General features: G+C 68.1%; 17 protein-coding genes and 2 tRNA genes. 14 read left to right on the forward strand and 5 right to left on the reverse strand.

What is annotated here, in order from left to right:
* The first annotated feature begins 94 nt into the window (after window positions 1-94).
* Together NR798_RS21605 and NR798_RS21610 are read left to right on the forward strand one after the other, a co-directional pair.
* Window positions 95-1288: a glycosyltransferase family 2 protein gene (locus tag NR798_RS21605; protein ID WP_375773380.1), complete on the forward strand. Its 1194-nt coding sequence runs from the start codon at window positions 95-97 to the stop codon at window positions 1286-1288.
* Window positions 1289-1390: 102 nt separating this feature from the next.
* Window positions 1391-3010, forward strand: a complete 1620-nt coding sequence (locus tag NR798_RS21610) for an SAM-dependent methyltransferase (protein WP_375773381.1) — start codon at window positions 1391-1393, stop codon at window positions 3008-3010.
* A 20-nt stretch (window positions 3011-3030) separates the two neighbouring features.
* Here NR798_RS21610 and NR798_RS21615 read toward each other — a convergent pair whose 3' ends face one another.
* Window positions 3031-4239 carry an MFS transporter gene (locus NR798_RS21615; protein ID WP_375773382.1) on the reverse strand — a complete coding sequence of 403 codons (1209 nt, stop codon included), beginning with the start codon at window positions 4237-4239 and terminating at the stop codon, window positions 3031-3033.
* 44 nt (window positions 4240-4283) lie between these two features.
* On the opposite strand from NR798_RS21615, the gene NR798_RS21620 reads away from it, so the two are divergent.
* A complete protein-coding gene (locus tag NR798_RS21620) occupies window positions 4284-5408 on the forward strand; it encodes a sterol desaturase family protein (protein WP_375773383.1) in 1125 nt (374 codons plus the stop codon).
* A gap of 1 nt (window position 5409) precedes the next feature.
* Here NR798_RS21620 and NR798_RS21625 read toward each other — a convergent pair whose 3' ends face one another.
* On the reverse strand, window positions 5410-6666 hold the full coding sequence (locus NR798_RS21625) for a hypothetical protein (RefSeq protein WP_375773384.1): 1257 nt from the start codon (window positions 6664-6666) through the stop codon (window positions 5410-5412).
* A 287-nt stretch (window positions 6667-6953) separates the two neighbouring features.
* Between NR798_RS21625 and NR798_RS21630 the strand changes: the two genes are divergently transcribed.
* Window positions 6954-8054: an NADH:flavin oxidoreductase gene (locus NR798_RS21630; protein ID WP_375773385.1), complete on the forward strand. Its 1101-nt coding sequence runs from the start codon at window positions 6954-6956 to the stop codon at window positions 8052-8054.
* A 24-nt stretch (window positions 8055-8078) separates the two neighbouring features.
* Here NR798_RS21630 and NR798_RS21635 read toward each other — a convergent pair whose 3' ends face one another.
* Window positions 8079-8840, reverse strand: coding sequence for a CHAP domain-containing protein (locus NR798_RS21635; RefSeq protein WP_375773386.1), 762 nt, complete (start codon window positions 8838-8840; stop codon window positions 8079-8081).
* 133 nt (window positions 8841-8973) lie between these two features.
* On the opposite strand from NR798_RS21635, the gene NR798_RS21640 reads away from it, so the two are divergent.
* From NR798_RS21640 to NR798_RS21670, 7 genes are all read left to right on the forward strand, one after another.
* Complete coding sequence (locus NR798_RS21640) at window positions 8974-10662, forward strand: HEAT repeat domain-containing protein (RefSeq protein WP_375773387.1); 1689 nt, start codon at window positions 8974-8976, stop codon at window positions 10660-10662.
* 70 nt (window positions 10663-10732) lie between these two features.
* Window positions 10733-12760, forward strand: a complete 2028-nt coding sequence (locus NR798_RS21645; RefSeq protein WP_375773388.1) for an ATP-dependent helicase — start codon at window positions 10733-10735, stop codon at window positions 12758-12760.
* Window positions 12761-12784: 24 nt separating this feature from the next.
* Window positions 12785-14413, forward strand: a complete 1629-nt coding sequence (locus NR798_RS21650; RefSeq protein WP_375773389.1) for an Hsp70 family protein — start codon at window positions 12785-12787, stop codon at window positions 14411-14413.
* Window positions 14414-14421: 8 nt separating this feature from the next.
* Window positions 14422-14847: a hypothetical protein gene (locus NR798_RS21655; RefSeq protein WP_375773390.1), complete on the forward strand. Its 426-nt coding sequence runs from the start codon at window positions 14422-14424 to the stop codon at window positions 14845-14847.
* Between the two features lie 23 nt (window positions 14848-14870).
* On the forward strand, window positions 14871-15143 hold the full coding sequence (locus NR798_RS21660; RefSeq protein ID WP_375773391.1) for a hypothetical protein: 273 nt from the start codon (window positions 14871-14873) through the stop codon (window positions 15141-15143).
* A gap of 58 nt (window positions 15144-15201) precedes the next feature.
* Window positions 15202-15273, forward strand: a tRNA-Val gene (locus tag NR798_RS21665).
* A gap of 29 nt (window positions 15274-15302) precedes the next feature.
* Window positions 15303-15374: transfer RNA gene (locus NR798_RS21670), tRNA-Val, on the forward strand.
* 69 nt (window positions 15375-15443) lie between these two features.
* On the opposite strand, the gene NR798_RS21675 is transcribed toward NR798_RS21670, so the two are convergent.
* Window positions 15444-16427 carry a TerC family protein gene (locus NR798_RS21675; protein ID WP_375773392.1) on the reverse strand — a complete coding sequence of 328 codons (984 nt, stop codon included), beginning with the start codon at window positions 16425-16427 and terminating at the stop codon, window positions 15444-15446.
* A gap of 39 nt (window positions 16428-16466) precedes the next feature.
* Window positions 16467-17366: a zinc metalloprotease HtpX gene (locus tag NR798_RS21680; protein WP_375773393.1), complete on the reverse strand. Its 900-nt coding sequence runs from the start codon at window positions 17364-17366 to the stop codon at window positions 16467-16469.
* Window positions 17367-17739: 373 nt separating this feature from the next.
* Here NR798_RS21680 and NR798_RS21685 point away from each other — a divergent pair, with 373 nt between their 5' ends.
* The 3 genes from NR798_RS21685 (at window position 17740) to NR798_RS21695 (ending at window position 21676) form a co-directional block, all read left to right on the forward strand.
* Entirely contained in the window at window positions 17740-18795 is a 1056-nt protein-coding gene (locus NR798_RS21685) for a carbohydrate-binding protein (protein WP_375773394.1), read from the forward strand.
* 246 nt (window positions 18796-19041) lie between these two features.
* Entirely contained in the window at window positions 19042-20649 is a 1608-nt protein-coding gene (locus NR798_RS21690) for a Rieske 2Fe-2S domain-containing protein (protein WP_375773395.1), read from the forward strand.
* Between the two features lie 34 nt (window positions 20650-20683).
* Window positions 20684-21676, forward strand: a complete 993-nt coding sequence (locus tag NR798_RS21695) for a DUF559 domain-containing protein (protein ID WP_375773396.1) — start codon at window positions 20684-20686, stop codon at window positions 21674-21676.
* The last annotated feature ends 102 nt before the right edge of the window (window positions 21677-21778 follow it).

Raw genomic sequence — 21778 nt, forward strand, 5'->3', positions numbered from 1 at the left:
GCCCCGGAGGGCAGGGTCCGCTCCGGGCGGCGGTATGTGCCTTGCTTTCCCCCAGCACGGGTCAACGTGTGTGGCGGTCGGGGAGGCAGGGGTGATGGCGGAGCTGGTGTTCTGGTGTGCCGCGGTGCTGTTGGTGCACACGTACTTTCTCTACCCGGTGGTGCTGTTCGCCCTGGATGGGGTGGCGCAGGTGCTGCACAACGTGCGCTACATGCGCTCGGGGGCGAGCCGGCGCCGCAACGGGCAGCAGGCGAGCGAGCTGCCCCGGGTGAGCCTGGTGGTGGCGGCCTACAACGAGGCGAGCTGTATCGAGGAGAAGCTGCGCAACAGTCTGGCGCTGGACTATCCGGAAGGGCGCTTCGAGGTGCTGATCGGCTCGGACGGCTCGACGGACGGGACGGATGAGCTGGTGCAGCGGTGCACGGACGCGCGGGTGCGGCTGTCGGCGGCGCCGCGCGGGGGCAAGACGTCGGTGCTCAACCGGTGCATTCCGGTGGCCAAGGGCGACATCGTGCTGCTCTCGGACGCGAACACGATGATCGAGCCGGAGGCGGTGAAGCGGCTGGTGCGGCACTTCGAGGACCCCGAGGTGGGGGCGGTGTGCGGGCAGCTGCGGCTCTTCAACCCGACGAAGGCCGAGTACGAGGAGAGCACGTACTGGACCTACGAGTCGCTCATCAAGTTCTACGAGGGCAAGCGGGGCGCGGTGGTGGGGGCCAACGGAGGCCTGTACGCCATCCGGCGCTCGCTGTTCAACGCGCTGCCGCCGGCGACGATCGTGGACGACTTCGTGATTCCGCTGCGGATCCTCGAGAAGGGCTACAGGGTGGTCTACGAGCCCGAGGCGGTGGCGCACGAGGAGACGACGGAGGACTACGGCAAGGAGTTCGGCCGGCGGGCGCGCATCGCGGCGGGCAACTTCCAGAGCCTGAGGATGGTGCCGGGGCTGCTCTCGCCGCTGTCGGGCTTCCCGGCGTTCGCGTTCTGGTCGCACAAGCTGCTGCGCTGGTGCGCCCCGGCGCTGATGGCGCTGGCGCTGGTGGCCAACCTCTTCCTCTTGAGCAGCCCGCTCTACAAGCTGACGCTGGCGGGGCAGGTGCTGTTCTACGCGCTGGCGTACCTGGGGAAGAAGGGGCTGCTGAAGGGCTCGGCGCGCAGGGTGGCGTCGGTGGCCTACTACTTCGTGACGATGAACCTGGCCATCGTCGTGGGCTTCTGGCGCTTCCTGAGGAACACGCAGCGGGCCGCGTGGGATCGCACGGCTCGGGTGCCCTCGTCGTCGACGTAGCAGGAGGGGAGAGGGGCGCGCGGCAGGGCCCCTCTCCCGTCGCCTCGCTTGACGCTCCCCACCCCAGGTGGGACGGTGCCCCGGGTGGATCCCTCCCGGCTCGTGCTCGAACGCAACCAACGCCTGTCGCGCTCCCTGCTGTGGAGCTGTCAGCGGGCCTTCTACGAGCGGCAGGGCATCGAGGCCTGGCGCCAGCAACACATCCCGAACTTCATCACCAGCAACCCCGTCATCGGCCGGGCCTATGCGCAGGTGGTGCTCGGCTGGATGCGGGACTGGTGCGCGGCCTCCCGGAGTGAGACGGGCCGGCTCGCGGCACCGGAGCCGGGCCAGCCCTTCTACCTCATCGAGCTGGGGGCCGGGGCGGGGCGCTTCGCCTTCCACTTCCTGGAGTCCTTCCGCCGGCTGCGCGCGCGCTCGCAGCTCCGGGACGTGGCCTTCCGGTACGTGATGACGGACCTGTCCGAGCGCAACCTCGAGTTCTGGCTGTCCCATCCCCGGCTCCAGCCCTTCCTGGAGGAGGGCCTGCTGGACGTGGCGCGCTTCGATGCCACGCACGACGAGCAGCTGGTGCTCCGCCGCGCGGGCACCGTCCTGGCGCCGGGCTCGGTGGCCAATCCGCTGGCGGTGGTGGCCAACTACTTCTTCGACAGCATTCCGCAGGATGCCTTCACCGTGCGCGACGGCGTGCTCCACGAGTGCCTCGTCTCCGTGTCTTCGTCACAGCCCGAGGTGGAGGCGGCGGACTTCCTGGAGCGGGCGGAGGTGTCCTTCGAGGACCACGAGGCGCGGGGCGCCAGCTACGGAGACGCGGAGCTGGACGGCATCCTCGAGGAGTACCGGGAGCGGCTGGGCGACACGACGTTCCTGTTTCCCTCCGGCGCGCTGCGGTGCCTGCGCCGGCTGCAAGGGCTCGCGGGGGACCGCCTGCTGCTGCTCTCCGGAGACAAGGGCCACGCCAGCGAGGACGAGCTGAGCGAGCGCGCGTCCGGGGTGAGCCTGGTGCTGCACGGGGGCGCCTTCTCGCTGATGGTGAACTATGACGCCATCGGCCGGTACTTCCGGCGCCGGGACGGGCACGTGCTGCGGCCCATCCACCGCCACGCGAGCCTGCACGTGGGAGCCTTCCTCCTGGGCCAGCCGCCGGACGGCCATGGCGAGACGGAGCTGGCCTACGAGGAGGCCATCGAGCGCTCGGGGCCGGACGACTACTCCACGCTGATCAAGGCGATGGAGCCGCACTTGGAGGGGATGAAGCTGGAGGAGCTCCTGGCCGTCCTGCGCTGGAGCGGCTGGGACTCCGGCATGTTGATGGCGGTCTTCTCCGAGTTGATGGCCCTGGCCGAGTCCGCGAGCGAGCCGCTGCGGCAGGAGGTCTGCTGGGCCATCCAGCAGGTATGGGAGACGGACTACCGGCTCGGCGGGGAGGACGATCTGGCCTTCCACCTGGGGATGTTGCTGTACGTGATGGATCGCCCGGCGGAGGCCCTGACGTTCTTCGAGCACTCGCTGCGGTTGGGCGGCGAGGAGCCTGGGACGTACTTCAACCAGGGAATGTGCCACGTGCGCCTGCGGCAGGATGCCCGGGCGCTGGAGTGTTTCGAGCAGGCGCTGGCCCTGGATGCCAACCTCAGCGAGGCCCAGGAGATGCTCTCCCAGCTCCAGTCTCCGGATTGGCGTGGGCTGGAGGAAGTGGCGCCGGACGAGGACTCCGAAGGGTAGGGCAGGGCGCCCCACCGCACCTACGGAGCACGGTGGCGTAACGCGGCCGGGAGTGCGAGCGCCGTGACCAGGGTGGCCACCGTGCCCCCGGCACCGGCGATCATCAACGTCACCGGAGCCGAGGTGGCATCGAGCAACAGCCCGCCGCCGACATAGGACAGCGCGGCGGCGACGCCGATGGCGCCGTAGAGGTTGCCAAAGACCCGGCCGAGCAGCTCGGGGGGCACGAGGCGCTGGATCAGGGTGTTGGTGGCGACGTCCATGGCCGCGATACCGGCTCCGCGCACGGTCTGCATGGCGAACGCGGCGGAGACGGCCCAGGCGAGCCCGGTGAGGAGGTTGCCGACGCTGCTCACGGCGAACCCGAGGACCAGCAGCACCGCCATGGACGCGCGCGAGCCATGACGTGCCAGCAGCCCATAACCGGCCAGCAGGCCCAGCCCGACAGCACCCAGGAGAAGCCCGACGGCCGAGTCGCCCGCGTGGAGAGTGTCCTTGGCCAGGACGACCAGGGCGACGTCATCGACTCCGTTGAACATGACGACGGCGAAGAAGCCCAGGGCGATGACGCGGACCGCGGGAGCCGAGAGGATGTAGCCGAGACCGATCCGCGCGTCGTGGAGGAGTGACGGCCGGCCCTGCCCTCCGGAGGACGCGGGCGGCAGCGCGGGGAGCGAGGCCAGCAGCCCCGCCGAGGCGAGGAACGAAGCGGCATCGACGAGGAGCACGCCGCGGACGCCCATGAGGGGAAACAGCGCCGCGGCGAGAAGCGGACCGAGGGCCTCGGAGGCATTCATCCCGAATCCAAGGGTGGAGTTCGCGGCCTCCAGCGCACCGCCGGGAACCAGCGCTGGCACCGCGGCGCGGGACGCGGGCAGGAACACGTGTCCCGCGACCGCACGAGCCGCCACCAACGCCAGCAACAGCGGCAGCGGTGGCATCGCGAGCGCGATGAGGACGAGGAGCGCGCCCTGGAGCAGCTCGCAGGAGATCATCACCCGTTTGAGGTCGAACCGGTCGCTGATCGCCCCGGTGAGCGGGCTCAACAGGGCTGGAGCGAAGTCGCCGGCGAGCAGCAGCAAGGAGATGGCGAGGGCCTGGCCCGTGGTGCTGGCGACGTGGAGCATGAGCGCGACCAGACTGAGCGAATCCCCGGCGAAGGAGATGACGCGCGCGGACCACAGGGAGCGGAACGCGCGGTTCTGGCGCAGGAGTTGGAGGGCACCCATGGGCCCTGTCATAGTCGAGGACTCCTTCCTTCCGTCTGGCCTCCATGCTCGAAAAACTCAACCGGCTGTCCGAGTCCCACGGACACATGCCGCGCGGCGTCGGTGTCGTCTCCGGCGTCTTCGCCCTGATCCTCGGCCTGCTCTGTCTGCTGGGCGTGCTGGCCTTCCACTTCCCGGCCTACCTGACCACGCCGGAGCTGCGCCGCAGCTACGACGTGACCGTGATGCGGCAGGTGCTGTTCTGGGCCATGGTGGTCGCGGGCGGTGTCTCGCTCGGCAACATCGTGCTCGGGAGGGTGCGCTGGCTGTCGGCCTGGGCCTTCCTGGCCGTGGCGGCGGCGGCCCTCATGGGGGGGCACAAGGTGCCGGTCAACGACTTCGCCGACCATACGCCCTATGTCGGCCTGGACTGGTTCGTCCTTGATCTGCTGGGCTCGAGCCTGATCTTCATCTTCATCGAGAAGCTGTTCCCGCTCCGGCGTGAGCAGGCGGTGTTCCGCGCCGAGTGGCAGACCGACTTCCACCACTTCATCGTCAACCACATGGTGGTGGGCTTCATCCTGCTGGCCACCAACCTGCTGGTGCACAAGCTGTTTGGCTGGGCCGTGCGCGGCGGCGTGCAGGACTGGGTGAAGGATCTGCCCTTCGTCGTCGAGCTGTTCCTGATCATTCTGGTGGCCGACCTGGTGCAGTACTGGACGCACCGCGCCTACCACGAGGTGCCCATCCTCTGGCGCCTGCACGCCGTGCACCACAGCGCGAAGAGCATGGATTGGCTGGCTGGCTCGCGGCAGCACATCCTCGAGCTGCTGATCACCCGCACGCTGATCCTGGCGCCCATCTACGTGCTCGGCTTCAGCAAGGAAGTGATTGACGCCTACATCGTCGTGGTGGGCTTCCAGGCCGTGTTCAACCACGCCAACGTGAGCGTGCGGCTCGGACCTCTTCGCTACGTGCTCGTCACTCCCAACTTCCACCACTGGCACCACAGCCAGGATCAGGAAGCGCTCGACCGCAACTACGCGGCCCACTACGCCTTCCTCGACTACCTGTTTGGCACCGCGGTGAAGAGCGACCGCGAGTGGCCGAGCGATTACGGCGTGCTCGGCGACTACGTGCCGGATGGCTTCCTCAAGCAGCTGGCCTTCCCGTTCCGCTGGAAGGGTTGAGTCAGCGCTTGCCCTGGGCTGGGGCGGTGGGCTTCTTGGCCTCGGGCGCGGCGGGTTTCGCGGGGACGGAGTAGCTCGTGTTCTTCGCGGTCTTGGGTGAGGGCTCTGGCGCCTTCCGGGGGGCTGGGGGCTCCACCTGCTTGGGCGCGGGCGCGGACACGTGGCTCGCCGCCACCACCGTCTTCAGGGAGTCCTGCAGCTCTCCGCGCACTACCGCGCGGACGTCCTCTCGCACCGCCGCCCGCACCTCGCGCCGGATGAGGTCCTCGAGCCCCTCGTCCTTCAGTGCGGCCTTCAGCTCGCTGCGTACCAGGGTCTTCAGGTCCCCCTGAAGCTCGCCGCGCAGGCCGTTCTTGAAGTCCGTCAGGTCCGTTTTGAGCGACGCATCCAGCCCCTTCACGTCCTTCTGGAGCGGGTCCACCGCCTTGCTGATGCCCTCGAGCGTGGCGCCGGTGACGGCCATGATGAGCTGCTGGGTGCTCTCGCTCTGACTCTTCAGCTCTGTCTTGAACGAGCCCAGCGCGTCCCGCATCACGCCCAGCGAGGCGATCTCCTGCTTGAGATCCTCCAGCTCCCGGGCGCGGGAATCCAGCTCGTCCTTCTTCTGCTCGAGCAGTGCCTGGGTATCGCGCAGCAGCGTCGTCTGTTGCGAGCAGCGCGCGTCGATGGAGAGCAGGTTGGCGTAGGTGCTGCCCGTGATCTGGCACATCGTCACCGTCTCCTGCTCGTCGAGCAGCGCGAGCGAGATGCTCAGTGCGAACATGACGATGGCGAGCATCGACAGGGCGGCGCCCCGGGCGACACGCAGGGTGAGGCCCTGGCGGCCGAGCCAGCCCCGCCGCTGCAGGCCCAGGGCGCCCGCCAGCGAGATGACGACCAGCGACACCAGTGACACCAGCTTGCCCGGGGAGATCTCCAGGATGAGCCTGGAGAGGAGCTGGATGGATTCCCAGGTCGAGTTGTTCTCGAGGTCGAGCTCGGGGCGGGCGATGCCTTGATCCACGATGCCCCAGGTGGGCTGGTTCACCTGGCAGCGTGCGCGCATGTCGCTCGCCCACGGCGGCATGGCGTCCACGAGCGGGGTGCTCGGACACAGGCCGAGGATGTACTTCGTGGTGCCGGTGCTGAAGGCGTGGTGCATCCGGTGGCGCTCGGAAGCCTTCGCGAGGGCCCAGTTCCACGTGTAGCCGAGGGCGACGATCGCCAGGGCGAACGCGAGCCAGGGCAGGGCCATCTTCACGAAGGTACGCAGCGACATCGGTGGAGGCTCCTTGGGGGGCACGCGGGAGACGCGGGGCAACGGCGCCCGGAAGAATCCCCCAGCCGTCCACGGGGGACAACGAGGCCTCCTGGCGACTGTCATGCACTACGAGTTGTGGCGCCCCCTCGGGGAGTCCCCATCCCTTCACTCCCGGTCCGGGAGGCCTCGACGGAAAGGCGCCCCTTGCTTCGCTGCTCGCCGGCATCAGCACTTCTCCATGCCCACCGGGAGCGGACCGGTTAATCAGCCGCTTCTGAACGCTTCATCCCCGGAGTTCCCCCCCGATGGCCGCAGACTCCCTGTTCCGCCCCTTCACCCATAAGTCGCTGACGCTGAAGAACCGCATCGTCATGGCGCCCATGACGCGCTCGTTCTCTCCGGAAGGCGTTCCCACGCCCGAGGTCGCCGCGTACTACCGCCGCCGGGCCGAAGGGGACGTGGGCCTCATCCTCTCGGAGGGGACGGTGGTGGCCCGGCCCTCGGCCAAGAACGATCCCAACGTGCCCGACTTCCATGGCGAGCGGGCGCTGGCGGGCTGGAAGCGCGTCATCGACGAGGTGCACGCCGCGGGCGGGAAGATGGGCCCCCAACTCTGGCACGTGGGCTCGGCGCGCAATCCCATGACCACCTGGGTGGCGCCGCCCCCGGTGGATGCGCCCTCGGGCCTGTCCTCTCCGGGAAAGCATTTCACCGAGCCGATGACGGACGAGGCCATCGCCGACACCATCGCCGCGTTCGGCAAGGCGGCGGCGGACGCGAAGCGGCTGGGCTTCGACGTGGTCGAGATCCACGGCGCGCACGGCTATCTGATCGACCAGTTCTTCTGGTCCGGCACGAACGTGCGGACCGATGCCTTCGGCGGTGCCACGCTTGCCGAGCGCTCCCGCTTCGCCGCCGAGGTGGTGAAGTCCATCCGCGCCGCGGTGGGCAAGGACATGGTCATCATCCTGCGCTTGTCGCAGTGGAAGCAGCAGGACTTCACGGTCAAGCTGGCCCAGACGCCCGACGAGATGACGGCCTGGCTCACGCCGCTCGTCGAGGCCGGCACGGACATCCTGCACTGCTCGCAGCGCCGGTTCTGGGAGCCGGAGTTCGAGGGCTCGGAGCTCAACTTCGCCGGCTGGGCCAAGAAGCTCACCGGCAAGCCGACGATAACGGTGGGCTCGGTCGGGCTGAGCGGTGAGTTCACGGCGGCCTTCCGGGGCGAGAGTTCCAAGCCCGCCTCGCTGGACAACCTGCTGCGCCGTCTGGAGCGGGAGGAGTTCGATCTCGTGGCGGTGGGCCGCGCGCTCCTGTCCGACGCGCAGTGGGCCCAGAAGGTGCGCGACGCTCGCCACGACGAGCTGCAGGACTTCACCAAGGAGGCACTCGCCCGGCTGGCGTGAAGGGCGAGGGCAGGGGCCCGGCCTCTACCGCCGGGCCACGGCCGTGGACTTCGTGGGCTTGGACTCGGGCAGCACGGAGCCGTAGGAGGCGAAGAGCTGCCCGGTGAGCACGGGCATCTTCCCGGCTCCTGGCACCCGCAGCATGTCATTGAGCACCTCGCCCGTGCGCGGATCCCTCCGCAGGCTCGGCTTCGCGAGGTTCATCCGGTAGCGCACCACGCCCCGCTTCACCCGGTGGATGACGACGACGGTGCCATCGCTCTCGACCTCGTCCACCAGCCCCACGTGGGTGAGCCCGTCGTTGCGGCGCCCATCGCGGTTCTGGTCATACGTCTCGCGGAAGAACACCAGGTCCCCCGGCTTTGGCTTGCCCCGGGTGAACACGCGGCCATGGTCCCGGGCGTAGCGGTAGAGCGCGGTGACGCCGTTGTCCCCGGCCACGCCCGCGCCGCGGAAGGAGACCCCAGCCCTCGAGTACACGCCCTCGACGAAGCCGGTGCAGTCATCCGGCCAGGTGCGCCCGGCGACCTTCACCTTGCGGCTGCCCACGAGCTCCCGCGCCGTGGCGAGCACATCCTCGCGGCGGGCGGTGGGCGGGGGAGGGCGCACCTGCTTCCGGGGGGCAGGCGAGGGGGCGGCCACCACGCTCAGCGGCGCCTTGGGCGCGGCGGCGGGCGTCAGTGGGCTGTAGCGGTAGCCCGAGGAGATCACGCTCCCGCCCATGGGCCTGCCGGTGGCGCAGCCGGTCATCACCACCAGTCCGGTGAGCAGCACCCAGAGCCTCATGTCGCGACCTCCCTGTAGCGAGTCCACGGCGGATGGTCGGGCGGTCTGGGCGTGTCGTCAAAAAACCTACCCAGCCAGGCAGACGAGGAGGCTCGGGTTTTTCACCCTGGGGCATGGTGGTAATTCTGCGGTGATGCGCAAGCTCCGAGCCCTCTCCCTGCTGTTGCTGCTGACCGGCTGTGGCGCGCCCCGGGCGTACCAGCGGGCGCGAGACGCCGACACGTTGGAGGCGTACCGGGCGTTCCTGCGCGAGTACCCGGTGGGAGACGACGCCGAGGCCGTCGAGGTGCGCGTCACCGAGCTGGAGTTCGAGGAGGCCTCGAAGCTGCACACGGTGCTGGCCTACAAGCGTTTCCTGGAGGCGAACCCGGAGGCACCGCAGGCGCGGGCGGCCCGGGCGCTGCTGGAGGGCCTGCGCTTCAACGCGGCGAAGGAGACGGGCACGGCGGCGGCGCTGCGGCAGTTCCTGCGGGACCATCCGGACGGGGCGCAGCGCGAGGAGGCGCAGCGGCTCCTGAGGGAAGCGGAGCTCAAGGAGCTGTCCACCACGAAGGACACGCAGCAGCTGCGCGAGTACCTGCGCGAGTCGCCGGATGATCCGCGGCGCTTGCAGGTGGAGTCGCGGCTGGATGACGAGAGCTTCGCGAAGGCGGAGACGGCGGGGGCGGGGCAGCTCTTCGCGTACCTGCGGGACTTTCAGGCGGGGCGCTACCGCGAGCAGGCGAAGGTGAAGCTGCTGGAGCTGGAGGTGGAGGGGCTGATCGTCTCGGGGCTGCTGGAGGAGGCGGAGGCGCGCGTGGCGGGGCACCCGCTGGGGACGAAGCTGAAGGGCTTCCCGGCGCGCCTGGCGCGGGCCCGTGCCGAGCGCGTGGCGCTGCGCAGCCCCGAGCCCCTGGCCCAGTCCGCGCAGGTGGGGCACTACCTGCGGAGCCTCGAGGATCTGCGGAGCGCGCTGCTGTCGCCGGACCCGATGGACCGGTGGCAGGCGGCGGAGGAGCTGGGCCAGCACGTGTCGGTGAAGGCGGTGGATCCGCTGCTGGAGGCCTTCCGCTCGGGGCGCAACCCGCTCGTGCGGCAGCGGGCGCTGGAGGGGCTGCGGACGGTGCTGAGCGCGCTGCCCAAGCCGGTGGCGGACTACGAGGTGGCGGTGCGGTTGGAGTCGCTGCGCGAGAAGGCGGGCAGCCCGGAGCTGTACGTGTCCATGGCGGCGCTGTTGGACCTGTCGGGCCGGCTGGGCGAGGCGTCCACCGAGTACCAGCGGGCCTTCCTGCCAGAGGATCCGGATCCGGTGGTGCTGCGGCGCTGGGTGCAGCTGCGCGAGGAGCGGCGGCAGTCCTTCTCGGCGGCGGTGGCGGCGCGGCAATTGGCGCTCTGGGCGCTGCGGGTGGCGCGCGAGGAGTCGATCTCCCCCGAGGGGAACGTGCCCCTGGCGGCGGCGCGGCAGCTGTGCGCGGCGGTGGACAACGCGCGCATCGCGTCGGAGGCGATCGCCCGGGCCCGGAAGACGAACACCGAGTTCCCCGAGGACCTGGACGGCTTCGCGGTGACGGCGTCGGAGGCGTTGAAGCTGGCGGAGGCGCGGCTGGCGGACGCGGAGCTGCTGCTGCGCGAGCGCTCGCCCGGGGCGCGCACGTGTGGAGACGACGCGGTGCGCGAGCGCCTGGAGAGCGGCGTGTCCGAGCGCCGCGAGGCCCTGCGCGCGGTGGGAACGAAGCTGCCGAAGCTGGCGCCGCTGCTGCTCGAGGTGGCCCGGGAGAGGGATCCCTCCCCGGAGATCCGCGCCGAGGCCGCCGCCCGGCTCACGGCGCTCCAGACCCACTGAACAGGTATTCTCCCCCTGGGGAGACCCATCCGATCCGACAGGTCAGACCGACCAGTAGAGTGAGCCTTCCATGGCCACCCGCACGTACACGCTGAAGGCCGCGACGGCGGCTCCCTCGCCGCGGATCGACTATGCGCGGCTGCTCAACGAGGAGCAGCTGCTGGCGGTGGAGGCGGGGGAGGGGCCGGTGCTGGTCATCGCGGGGGCGGGCTCGGGCAAGACGCGCACGCTGACGTTCCGGGTGGCGCGGCTGCTGGAGCGGGGCATCCCTCCCGAGGGCGTGCTGCTGCTCACCTTCACCAACAAGGCCGCGAAGGAGATGACGCGGCGGGTGGAGGAGCTGGCCGGGGCCTTCGCGGACGTGCGCAAGCTGCTGGGCGGCACCTTCCACCACGCGGCGCACGTGTTGCTGCGCCAGCACGCGGGGGCCATTGGCTTCTCGCGCGACTTCACGGTGCTGGATCGGGAGGACGCGCGCGACCTGATGTCCTCCTGCATCGCCGAGCGCAAGCTCCCCCGCGAGCGGCGCTTCCCCAAGGCCGAGGTGGTGTTGGATCTCGTCTCCATGGCCGCCAACCTGCAGCTCTCGGTGGCCGAGGTGCTGGTGGAGCGCCGGCCGCAGTTCCTGCCCCTGGCCGAGGAGGTGCTCGCGGTGGCCCGCCGCTTCGCCGAGCGCAAGGGGCGCATGCACCTGATGGACTTCGATGATCTGCTGGTGCTGCTCAAGCGGCTGCTCGTGGACAACCCCATCATCCGCGAGCAGCTCGTGGAGCGCTTCCACTGCGTGCTGGTGGACGAGTACCAGGACACCAACCGGCTGCAGGGAGACCTGGTGGATCTGCTCGTCGGCGAGCGCCGCAACCTCACCGTGGTGGGCGATGACTGCCAGTCCATCTACAGCTTCCGGGGCGCGGACTTCACCAACATCATCGACTTCCCCAAGCGCTACCCGGGCTGCGGCATCTACCCGCTCACCCGCAACTACCGCTCGACGCCGGAGATCCTCCGGCTGGCCAACGCCTCCATCTCGCTCAACCAGCGCCAGTTCTCCAAGCAGCTCATCTCCTCGCGTCCCCCGGGGCCGGTGCCGGTGCTGGTGTCCACGCTGGATCTGGATCAGCAGGCCGCCTTCGTGGCCCAGCGGGTGCTCGAGCTGCGCGACGGGGGCATGCCGCTGGAGCAGATGGCGGTGCTCTACCGTGCTCATAGCCACTCCATCGAGCTGCAGTTGGAGCTGGTCCGCCGGGGCATCCCCTTCCGGGTGCGCTCGGGCGTGCGCTTCTTCGAGCAGATCCACGTGAAGGACGTGCTCGCCCACCTGAGGCTGGTGGGCAACCCGCGCGACGAGCTGGCCCTCAAGCGCATCGTCAAGCTGGTGCCCGGCATCGGTCCCGCCAAGGCCGAGGCCCTCTGGGAGGCGTTGCTCGCCCTGCCTCCGGAACTGTCCCTCGTGGAGGGCCTGGCCCGCCCCGAGGTGCAGGCCGAGGTGCCTCGCAAGGCCGCCCCGGGTTTCGGCCGGCTGATCCAACTCCTGGAGCGGCTGGGCACCCCTGGGTCTAATTTGACACCTGGGCAGATGATCCAAGACGTCTTGGCGGGGGGCTACGCCGAATACCTGCGGACGGAGTTCCCGGAAGAGGAGCGGCGCGAAGACGACATCCGGCAGCTGGCGGAGTTCGCCGGACGCTTCGAGGAGCTGCCGCGCTTCCTGACGGAGATCGCGCTGGTGGCCGAATTCTCGGCCCGGGAAGCGACAGGGGAGCCTCCGGCGGAGAGCCTCACGCTCTCCACCGTGCACCAGTCCAAGGGCCTGGAATGGCAGGCGGTTTTCGTCATCTCGCTGGCCGAGGGGCGCTTCCCGCTGCCCGGAGCCGCCCGGACGCCGGACGAGGAGGAAGAGGAGCGCCGGCTCTTCTACGTGGCGGCCACGAGGGCCAAGGATGAGCTGGCGCTGTGCTATCCAATCTCCGCGGTGTTGCGAGGAGGCGAGCGGGCGATCCTCAAGCTTTCCCGCTTCGTCGAGGAGCTACCGGTAGGCGAGGAGGCGCCCTACGACCGGGTGATCGTCGAGACGAGAACTGCGCAACCCGGCTCCTGACGTGATACAGAGGGGTACTCCACCATGGCGGATAGACCTCGCATCATCGGGATTGATCTGGGAACGACCAACACACTGGTCGCGTCCGTGAAGAACCGCATCCCGAAGATCGTCCCCACGGATCGCGGCAACCTGATCCTGCCCTCGGTGGTGGCGCTCTCCGGCAAGGGGGAGCTGCTGGTGGGTGGTGTGGCCAAGGATCAGATGGTCACCAACCCGAAGAACACGCTCTACGGGACCAAGCGCCTCATCGGCCGCAAGTACCAGTCGAAGGTCGTCGACGACCTGAAGGGTTACCTCAAGTACGACATCGTCGAGGCCCCGGACGGCGACGCGGCGGTGACGCTGGGCGGGCGCATGTACACGCTGCCCGAGGTCTCCAGCTTCATCCTCAAGCAGCTCAAGACGATCGCCGAGCAGTTCCTGGGCGGCCCCATCGACGAGGCCGTCATCTCCGTGCCGGCGTACTACACGGACAGCCAGCGCCAGGCGGTGAAGGAAGCCGGCAAGCTCGCGGGCTTCAACGTCAAGCGCATCGTCAACGAGCCCACCGCGGCGGCGCTCGCCTACGGCTTCAACCGCGGGTTGGATCAGAAGATCCTCGTGTACGACCTGGGCGGTGGCACCTTCGACGTCTCGGTGCTGCACCTGACGGGCAACGTCTTCGAGGTGCTGGCCACCGGCGGTGACACCTTCCTGGGCGGCGTCGACTTCGACAACCGGGTGATGGACTACGTGCTCGAGAAGTTCTGGGAGGAGACCAAGGTCGACCTCTCGCAGAGCCCCATCGCCATGCAGCGCATCAAGAACGCGGCCGAGGCGGCGAAGATCGACCTCACGCTCATCCCCAACGTCGTCATCGACCTGCCCTACATCGAGGAGCGCAAGGGCAAGCCGATGGATCTGCGGATCCCCCTGACGCGCGAGAACCTCAACGCGCTCACCATGGACCTGGTGGATCGTACGTTCGAGATCTGCGACCGGGTGCTGGCGGAGAAGGGCATCAACCGCTCGGAGATCGACGAGATCATCCTGGTGGGCGGGCAGAGCCGCATGCCGCTGGTGCAGCAGCGGATTCAAGAGCACTTCGGCAAGCCGCCGCGCAAGGGCGTGCACCCGGACGAGTGCGTGGCCCTGGGCGCGGCGCTGCTGGCGGACTCGCTGGGCAGCATCGACTCGGTGACGCTGCTGGACGCGGTGTCCATGCCCATTGGCTACGCGCTGCCCAACGGGCGCGTGCGCCGGGTCATCGAGAAGAACTCCATCATCCCGCTGGTGAAGAGCTTCCGGTTGCCGCCCCCGAAGGATCCGGGCGCGCCCTTCATCGAGATGGACATCTTCCAGGGTGACAGCGACCTGATGGTGGACAACGAGTACCTGGGCACGCTGCGGGTGCCGGCCGAGTCGGCGGGGCGGAAGATCGACTTCCGGCTCAACGAGGAGTGCCTGTTGCAGGTGATCGTCGAGGATCCGGGTGGCCCGAAGCGGATCGAGCTGGCCACGCGGGACACGCCCGAGCTGCTCAAGAAGGAGCTGGCGCGGGTGGCCGAGGAGCGGGCCCAGAAGGCCGAGCAGGCGGCGGCCACGCCGTCTTCCCACCAGGAGGGCAGCGGACTGTTCTCCAAGGTCAAGAGCATCTTCCGGAGGGGTTAGGCGGCGGCATGGCCAGGTTCCCGTCGAAGGAGTGGTGTGAGGAGGCGGTCCGGCTGGTCAACGCGGACCCGGAGAGCTCGCTCGCCGTGCAGGGCTGGCAGGGAGAGATCGGGGTCATCGTCGACGCGGAGCCGGGCAAGCTGGCGCGGGCCTTCGTGGTGCACGTGGTGCCCCGGGGCGGCCGCATCGACAAGCTGCGCGTGCTGGATGAGCCGGACGACCTGGACGAGTTCGAGCCGGCCTACCTGGCGCGGGCGCCGTACACGGTGTGGAAGCAGCTGCTCCAGGGGCAGCTGGATCCCGTGGAGGCGGTGCTGCGGCGGCGCATCGCGGTGAAGGGCGACCTGCAGCAGCTCATCGAGCGCTTGAGGTTCAAGGGCATCGCGGATCGTGTCTTCGCCGAGTTGAAGACGGAGTACGTGGACGGACAGTAGGTGCCAGCGGGGGGCAGGCAGCCATGGGCATTCGTCAGGACTTGAAGAAGCAGGCGCTGGGCGTGTCGCAGAAGGCGATGGAGAAGCTGCTGGCCGACGAGAAGCGGGCCATGGCGGTGGCCCAGGCGCTCGGCTCGGTGCAGCGGGGCAAGCAGGCGCTGGACCGGGGCCAGGAGGAGCTGATGCGGGCGCTGAGCTTCGCGACCCGGAGCGACTTCAAGGCGGTGGGCAAGAAGCTCTCCGGGCTCAAGCGCCGGCTGCGCGAGTTGGACGAGAAGCTGGAAGAAATCTCGTGAGAATAGCCGTTGACAGGGGGCACAGCGGGTGGCATTTACCCGCCCGTCGCTTCGTCAGGGGCGCATAGCTCAGCGGTAGAGCACTGCCTTCACACGGCAGGGGTCCCAGGTTCGAATCCTGGTGCGCCCACTCCGACGAACTCCCGATTGACCGCAATCGGGCGCATAGCTCAGCGGTAGAGCACTGCCTTCACACGGCAGGGGTCCCAGGTTCGAATCCTGGTGCGCCCACACGATAGAGGCCGTGAGTCCCCAGGGGCTCACGGCCTCTTCGCTTTTGGGCGCCCTGGATGGAGGACGCTACTCCGCCGGAGCCGGCTCCCTATCCGGAACCACGGCCTTGTCCGCCTCGGCCCGCTCCTGCGCCCGCGCCTTCATGAGCGAGGCCACGATGGAGCCACCCAGCAGCAGCGCGATGACCCCCAGCGAGACCGCGGACGGCACCTTCACCACGTCCACCAGCGCCATCTTCGCGCCCACGAATACCAGCACCGCGGACAGGCCCACCTTCAGGTAGGAGAACTTCTCCACCGCCCCCGCCAGCACGAAGAAGAGCGAGCGCAGGCCCAGGATGGCGAAGATGTTCGAGGTGAAGACGAGGAACGGATCCGTCGTCACCGCGAAGATGGCCGGAATGGAGTCGAGCGCGAAGAGCACGTCCGTCAGCTCCACCAGCACCAGCGCCATGAACAGCGGAGTGGCCAGCTTCCGGCCGTTCTCCACGGTGAAGAAGTGATCCTTGTCGAAGCTTGCCGTGGAGGGGATGACCCGCCGCGCCAGCTTCATCACCGCGCCGTCCTCCGGGTGCTCCTCCTTGTTGCGCTGCAGGAAGAGCTTCACGCCCGTGATGATGAGGAACGCGCCGAAGACGTAGATGAGCCAGTGGAAGCGCTGCAGCATCGCCACTCCGGCGAAGATCATCGCCGCGCGCAGCACCAGCGCGCTCAAGATGCCCCAGAAGAGCACCCGGTGCTGGTACAGCGACGGGATCTTCAGCGCCGAGAAGATGACGACGAAGACGAAGATGTTATCGATCGAGAGCGACTTCTCGATCAGATAGCCGGTGAGGAACTGCATCGCCGGCGTGGGCCCGAACTTCCACCAGATGCCCAGGTTGAACACCAGCGCTAGCGAGATCCACACCCCGCTCCACGTCAGCGCTTCCTTGAACTTCACCTCGTGCGTCTTGCGGTGGAAGACCCCCAGGTCCAACGCCAGCATCAACAGCACGAAGATGATGAACCCCACCCATAGGGCGGGGCTGCCTATGCTCTCTAGTTCCATGTGGCCGTGTCTTTCTCTTTAGAAGTGTGTGAAAGGCCTTCAGCGGGCGAAGGGCAGGGCGCCACCGCTCCAACCGCGGGTGGCGGGCATCCGCGACGCCTGCTCGTGCAGCCTGCGCACGCGCTCCTCCGTCCTCGGGTGCGTCGAGAAGAGCGACAGGATGCTCTGCATCCCCGCGAACGGGCTCACGATGAACAGGCTCGCCGTGGCCGGACGCCCCTCCACCGGCAACGCCATGGCCCCGGCCTCCAGCTTGCGCAACGCGCTCGCCAGCGCCTCGGGATCCCCGGAGATCTCCCCGCCCGTCTGGTCCGCCAGGTACTCGCGCGACCGCGAGATTCCCATCTGGATGAGCGTGGCCGCGATGGGCGCCACCAGCGCCAGTGCCAACGTCTGCAGCGGCGAGAGGCCCTCGCCCTCGTCCTCGTCCCGGCCCAGGAACATCGAGCCGAACAGGCCCACCGCGTGCGCCAGGTACGTCACCGCCGAAGCCACCGCCGCCGCGATGGTGGACACCAGGATGTCCCGGTTCTTGATGTGCGCCATCTCGTGCGCCAGCACGCCGCGCAGCTCCCGCTCGTCCAGCACCTCCAGGATGCCCGCCGTCACCGCCACCACGCCGTGCTCCGGATTGCGGCCCGTGGCGAAGGCGTTCGGCTGCGCTTCATGCATCAGGAAGACGCGCGGCTTGGGGATGCCCGCCCGCTGCGCCAGCTCCTCCACCATCCGGTGCAGGCCCGGCGCTTCCCGGGGGCTCACCTCCTGCGCCCCGTGCATGCTCAGCACCAGCTTGTCCGAGTAGAAATAGGCTCCCAGGTTCATCGCCAGTGACAGCACCAGCGCGCCAATGAGGAAGCCCTTGCCCAGCGCGGCGCCGATCGTGATGAGCACCACCGACAGCACGCCGAGCAGCAGGAGCGTCTTGATCTGGTTCTTCATCTTCGGTGTCGTCTCCTCACGGGTGTGTCTGCGTCCGACCTGAATGAATTAAAGGTCCGGCAATCATTCGGCAAATAGGTAATCAGGGCTCATTCCTTCGGAAAAACCGAAGGATGGCGGCCGCTCGGCTCCACGCCTCCGGCCCAGACAGGCGAGCCTGGCGCCGGGACCGGGGGACGGGATGATGGACTGTCGCTTTGTGTTCAGAGGCCCGAAGACCGGCAGGACCTGACTGTCCACCGGGCTCGTGAGCACCTGGCCGGTCGCTGGGGTGGTGAGCGGGCGTGGAGCCATCCGCGCCGCCCTCCCTCCGCCATCGGGAGCGCCTCGTGGACTCCCCGCCTCACGGCCCCCTCGCATGGAGATTCCATCGTTGATCCGATACCGACTTCTCTCCGCCCTCTGCGCCTCCTTCCTGGTGTCCGCCGTTGGTTGTGGTTCCGCGGAGCAGGGCCTGGAGCCGCAGACGCCTCCCAGCCTCAATGGTGATGGCATGGGTGGAGACCTGCCGGACCAGCCGGGCACCGGGACGCCTGCTCCCACTCCGGCCCCCAGCACTCCAACTCCCGAGCCAGCCCCCACGCCCGAGCCAGCTCCCACGCCCGAGCCGGCTCCCGCGCCCGAGCCGGCTCCCGCGCCCGAGCCGGCTCCCAGGTCGGACGCGGACGTCTTCGGCGTGAAGATGATCTACCCGACGAAGGCGGGCGGCGAGACGTGGCTCCTCAAGGACAACGCGCTGGCGGACACGCGCTTCGACCCGCAGGACACCATCACCCGCAACGCGGACGGCTCCTGGAAGATGAAGAGCACCCAGGTGCGCATGCACGCGCTCACCTCCACCGGCTACTCCTCGTCCAAGATCCCCACGTATGACCGGGACGTGCTGGCCAGCCGTGGCTACATGCAGGCCGCCAACGACTGGAAGAACGTGGAGATGACCGGCTTCGTCAAGGTGAACGCCGCCAACGACTGGAGCGACAACTTCGCCTGGTACGCGCGCGGGGGCCGCCACACCGACTCGCTGGCCTGCGAGGGCTCCTCGTACAAGGGCGGCCTCCACTACGACGGCCGTGTCCGCTGGGAGAAGGAGTCCTGGCACGTGAGCTACGACAGCGTGCCCTACAAGCCGGGCACCAGCTCGCTCAAGGGCCGCTGGGTGGGCTTCAAGTCCATCATGCGCAACACCACCTCCAACGGGAAGCCCGCGGTGAAGCTCGAGCTCTGGCTCAACGAGAATGCCGACAAGGTGACGTGGAAGAAGGTCTACGACACGACGGATGCCGGCCAGATTGGCGGCGACGCCACCCACTGCGGTGGCTCCGTGGACGCCATGCCCATCACCTGGGGCGGCCCCCTGGCCACCTTCCGCTGGGACAGCGCCTCGGACGTGGATTTCAAGTGGCTGAGCGTGCGGGAAATCACCGAGTAGGTCGGGTGGGGCGGCCCCACCTCCGATGACGGGAAGGGCGCGGGCATTTCCATCGTCCCCGCGCCTTTTTCATGCACGTTGCGAGACTTCTGCTCGCTGGTGGACCCTGGCCTCGTACTTCGGGGCCGATGGCCACAACTGTTCCCCCACACCAGCCTTCCGGCTCCATCGGCCGCGCAACTGGACGTCCGGTGGCGTCACTCCGGGCTTCGTCCGTGGGGCCCGGACCTCGCGGGGGATCCTTCCATGCAGATCACGTTCCTTGGGCATGCTGGCTTTCTGATCGAAACCCAACACGCCCTGGTGGTGGCCGACCCATGGCTGTCCCCTCATGGCGCGTTCGACTCGGCATGGATGCAATTCCCGCGCAACCATGACCTCGCCCCCATGGTGCGAGAGAAGCTCGAGCACTCGCCCAAGGAGCGCTTCCTCTACATCAGCCACGAGCACAAGGATCACTACGATCCCGACTTCCTGCGCACCCTGACGAAGCGGGACTTCACCGTCGTCATCGGCCGCTTCCGCCGCACGGCGCTCCGGGATGAGTTCGTGGCCTACGGGGCCAAGCGCATCATCACCTGCGAGGACTCGCAGGAGGTGCCCTTCAAGGGCGGCTACCTGAAGCTCTACCTGACCGACTCGGGCACCAACCGGGACTCGGCGCTGCTGGTCCAGGCCGACGGGCACTGCTTCCTCAACCTCAACGACTGCAAGATCCACGATCGGCTGCCGGCCGTCGTCGCGGAGGAAGGGCCCATCGACATCTTCACGGCCCAGTTCTCGGGCGCCATCTGGCACCCCACCTGCTACGACTACTCGCGCGAGGCGTACGCCGAGCACTCGCGGCAGAAGCGGGGCAGCAAGTTCGAGGCGGTGGCGCGCGCCATGGAGACGGTCCGGCCCCGCGTCTACCTGGCCTCGGCCGGCCCGGCCTGCTTCCTGGATCCCTCGCTCTTCCACATCAACCTCGAGCCGGTGAACATCTTCCCCCGCGCCTCGGAGCTCTTCACCTTCCTCCAGCACCGGCTGGCGGGACAGACGCCGCGCCTGCTCGAGCCCATGCCCGGGGATGTGCTCGACGCGGGCATTGGCGACATGGTGTCGCTGGCCCCCGAGCGCGTCACCGAGGAGAACGTCTCGCAGTACCTGCGCTCCTACGCCGCGCTCCAGACGCGCGTCTTCCGCGAGCGGCGGCGCAACCTGATGCTCGAGGAGGTGGATCGCATCCACCTGCGGCTGCGCGAGGAGATGCAGCAGAAGCTGGAGGCCTTCTCGCTGGCGGACCGGGTGATGACGCCCCTGTACCTGGGCCTGCTCGAGCTGCCCGGGCAGCTCATCCGCGTGGACTTCCGCTCGCGCCGCGTGGAGGTCGTCAGCGAGGTGCGTGACCTGAGCCGGTACACGTTCATCTCGAGCGCGGCGGACATCGTGCGCGTGCTGGATCGCAAGCTGAACTGGGAGGACTTCCTGCTGTCGTTCCGCTTCCGGGCCTCGCGCTCGCCCGATGTCTACGACGCCAGCCTGCACAACTTCCTCGCCGCGGAGATCGAGGACCTGCGCGCCATGTGCGACACCACGCTGGCCACCGAGTCGCGCAAGGAGCGCACCGTGGTCACCGCTGGCGGGCAGCGCTACGCCGTCAACCGCTACTGCCCCCACCAGGGCGCGGATCTGCGCGAGGGCTGGGTCGAGGAGGGCCGCTACCTCGTGTGCCCCCGCCACCGCTGGCGCTTCGACCTGCAGGACGGCGGCAGCTGCGGCACCAACGGGTGCTCCATCAAGGCCGAGTGCCTCGGCCGGGAGAAGGACGACGAGAAGCGCGAGGCTTCGGCGGAACGCCCGCCCGCGATGTGAGTCCTCATCACCAGGGCCTTGAGTGGAGGACCTCATGAAAGTCTTTTTGTGCTGGTCAAAAGAGCGAAGCCGGGCCATTGCGGTGGCACTCAAGAACTGGCTCCCCAAGGTCATCCAGAACTGCGAGCCCTGGATGTCCGCGACAGATGTACTGGCCGGACAGCGATGGGATGTTGAACTGGCACAGAAGTTGGATGAGTCAAGTGTTGGTATTCTCTGCGTCACGCCGGAGAATCACTGCGAGCCTTGGCTCAATTTCGAGGCTGGAGCCATTTCCAAAAAGGTGGGCGCAAATAGCCAGAGCCATGTGGCACCCTACCTCCTAGGATACGAAAGGCCCGGAGATCTCCCTCTGCCGCTTGGTCAGTTTCAAGCGAAGCTTGCCAATAAGGAAGGGACCTTTGAGCTCCTTCAGATGATCAATAGTGTAGAGGATAAACCGCTCACCGCAGACAGCCTGCGCGAGTTTTTCGGGATGTGGTGGCCCAGCTTCGAAAAAGAACTGCAAAGAGTTTCGAAGATGCCTGGCGGTTCTCCCGAATCCATGAGACGACCAGATGATGAGAAGCTGGATGAGCTGCTGGTCCTTTCTAGAACGCTGCTCAGTAAGATTGATAGTCAGCCGCTGCACAGCATGAATGAAGCCGTTCATGCCGAGAGCGTTGATGCTGGATTCAGAGAAAGCTCAGCCCGCACGCTCAGCAGTGCCGAGCACTTTCTCTATGAAGTGCTCCAACATAACCCTGTGACCAAAGACCTCTTCTCTCGCAACGAGCGGGTGGAGGTGGGGGGAGGGGAGCGCCCGGTTGAAGTGGATTTTCTATGCCGCGAACTGAAGCTGGCGGTGGAGATCGATGGATACTACCACTTTCGCAACTCCGACGCATTCCGCCGCGACCGCCGCAAAGACGTCGTGCTGCAGCGTGCGGGCTACTTGGTTGTTCGTTTTCTCGCCGAGGACGTAGTGACGCGGCTGGAGGAGATCCTCAGCACGATTGAGTTCCTGATTGTCTCTCGAAGGAGATAGGTCGCCAAGCAGCAGGGCTCATCAGCGCTGATATCCGTGAGTTGGTGGGAACCCGGCTACACCCCATACCCTCACCCTGTCCCTCTCCCGGTGGGAGAGGGG

Origin of the sequence: Archangium gephyra, assembly GCF_042230915.1 — a bacterium.
Lineage (GTDB): Bacteria > Myxococcota > Myxococcia > Myxococcales > Myxococcaceae > Archangium > Archangium gephyra_B.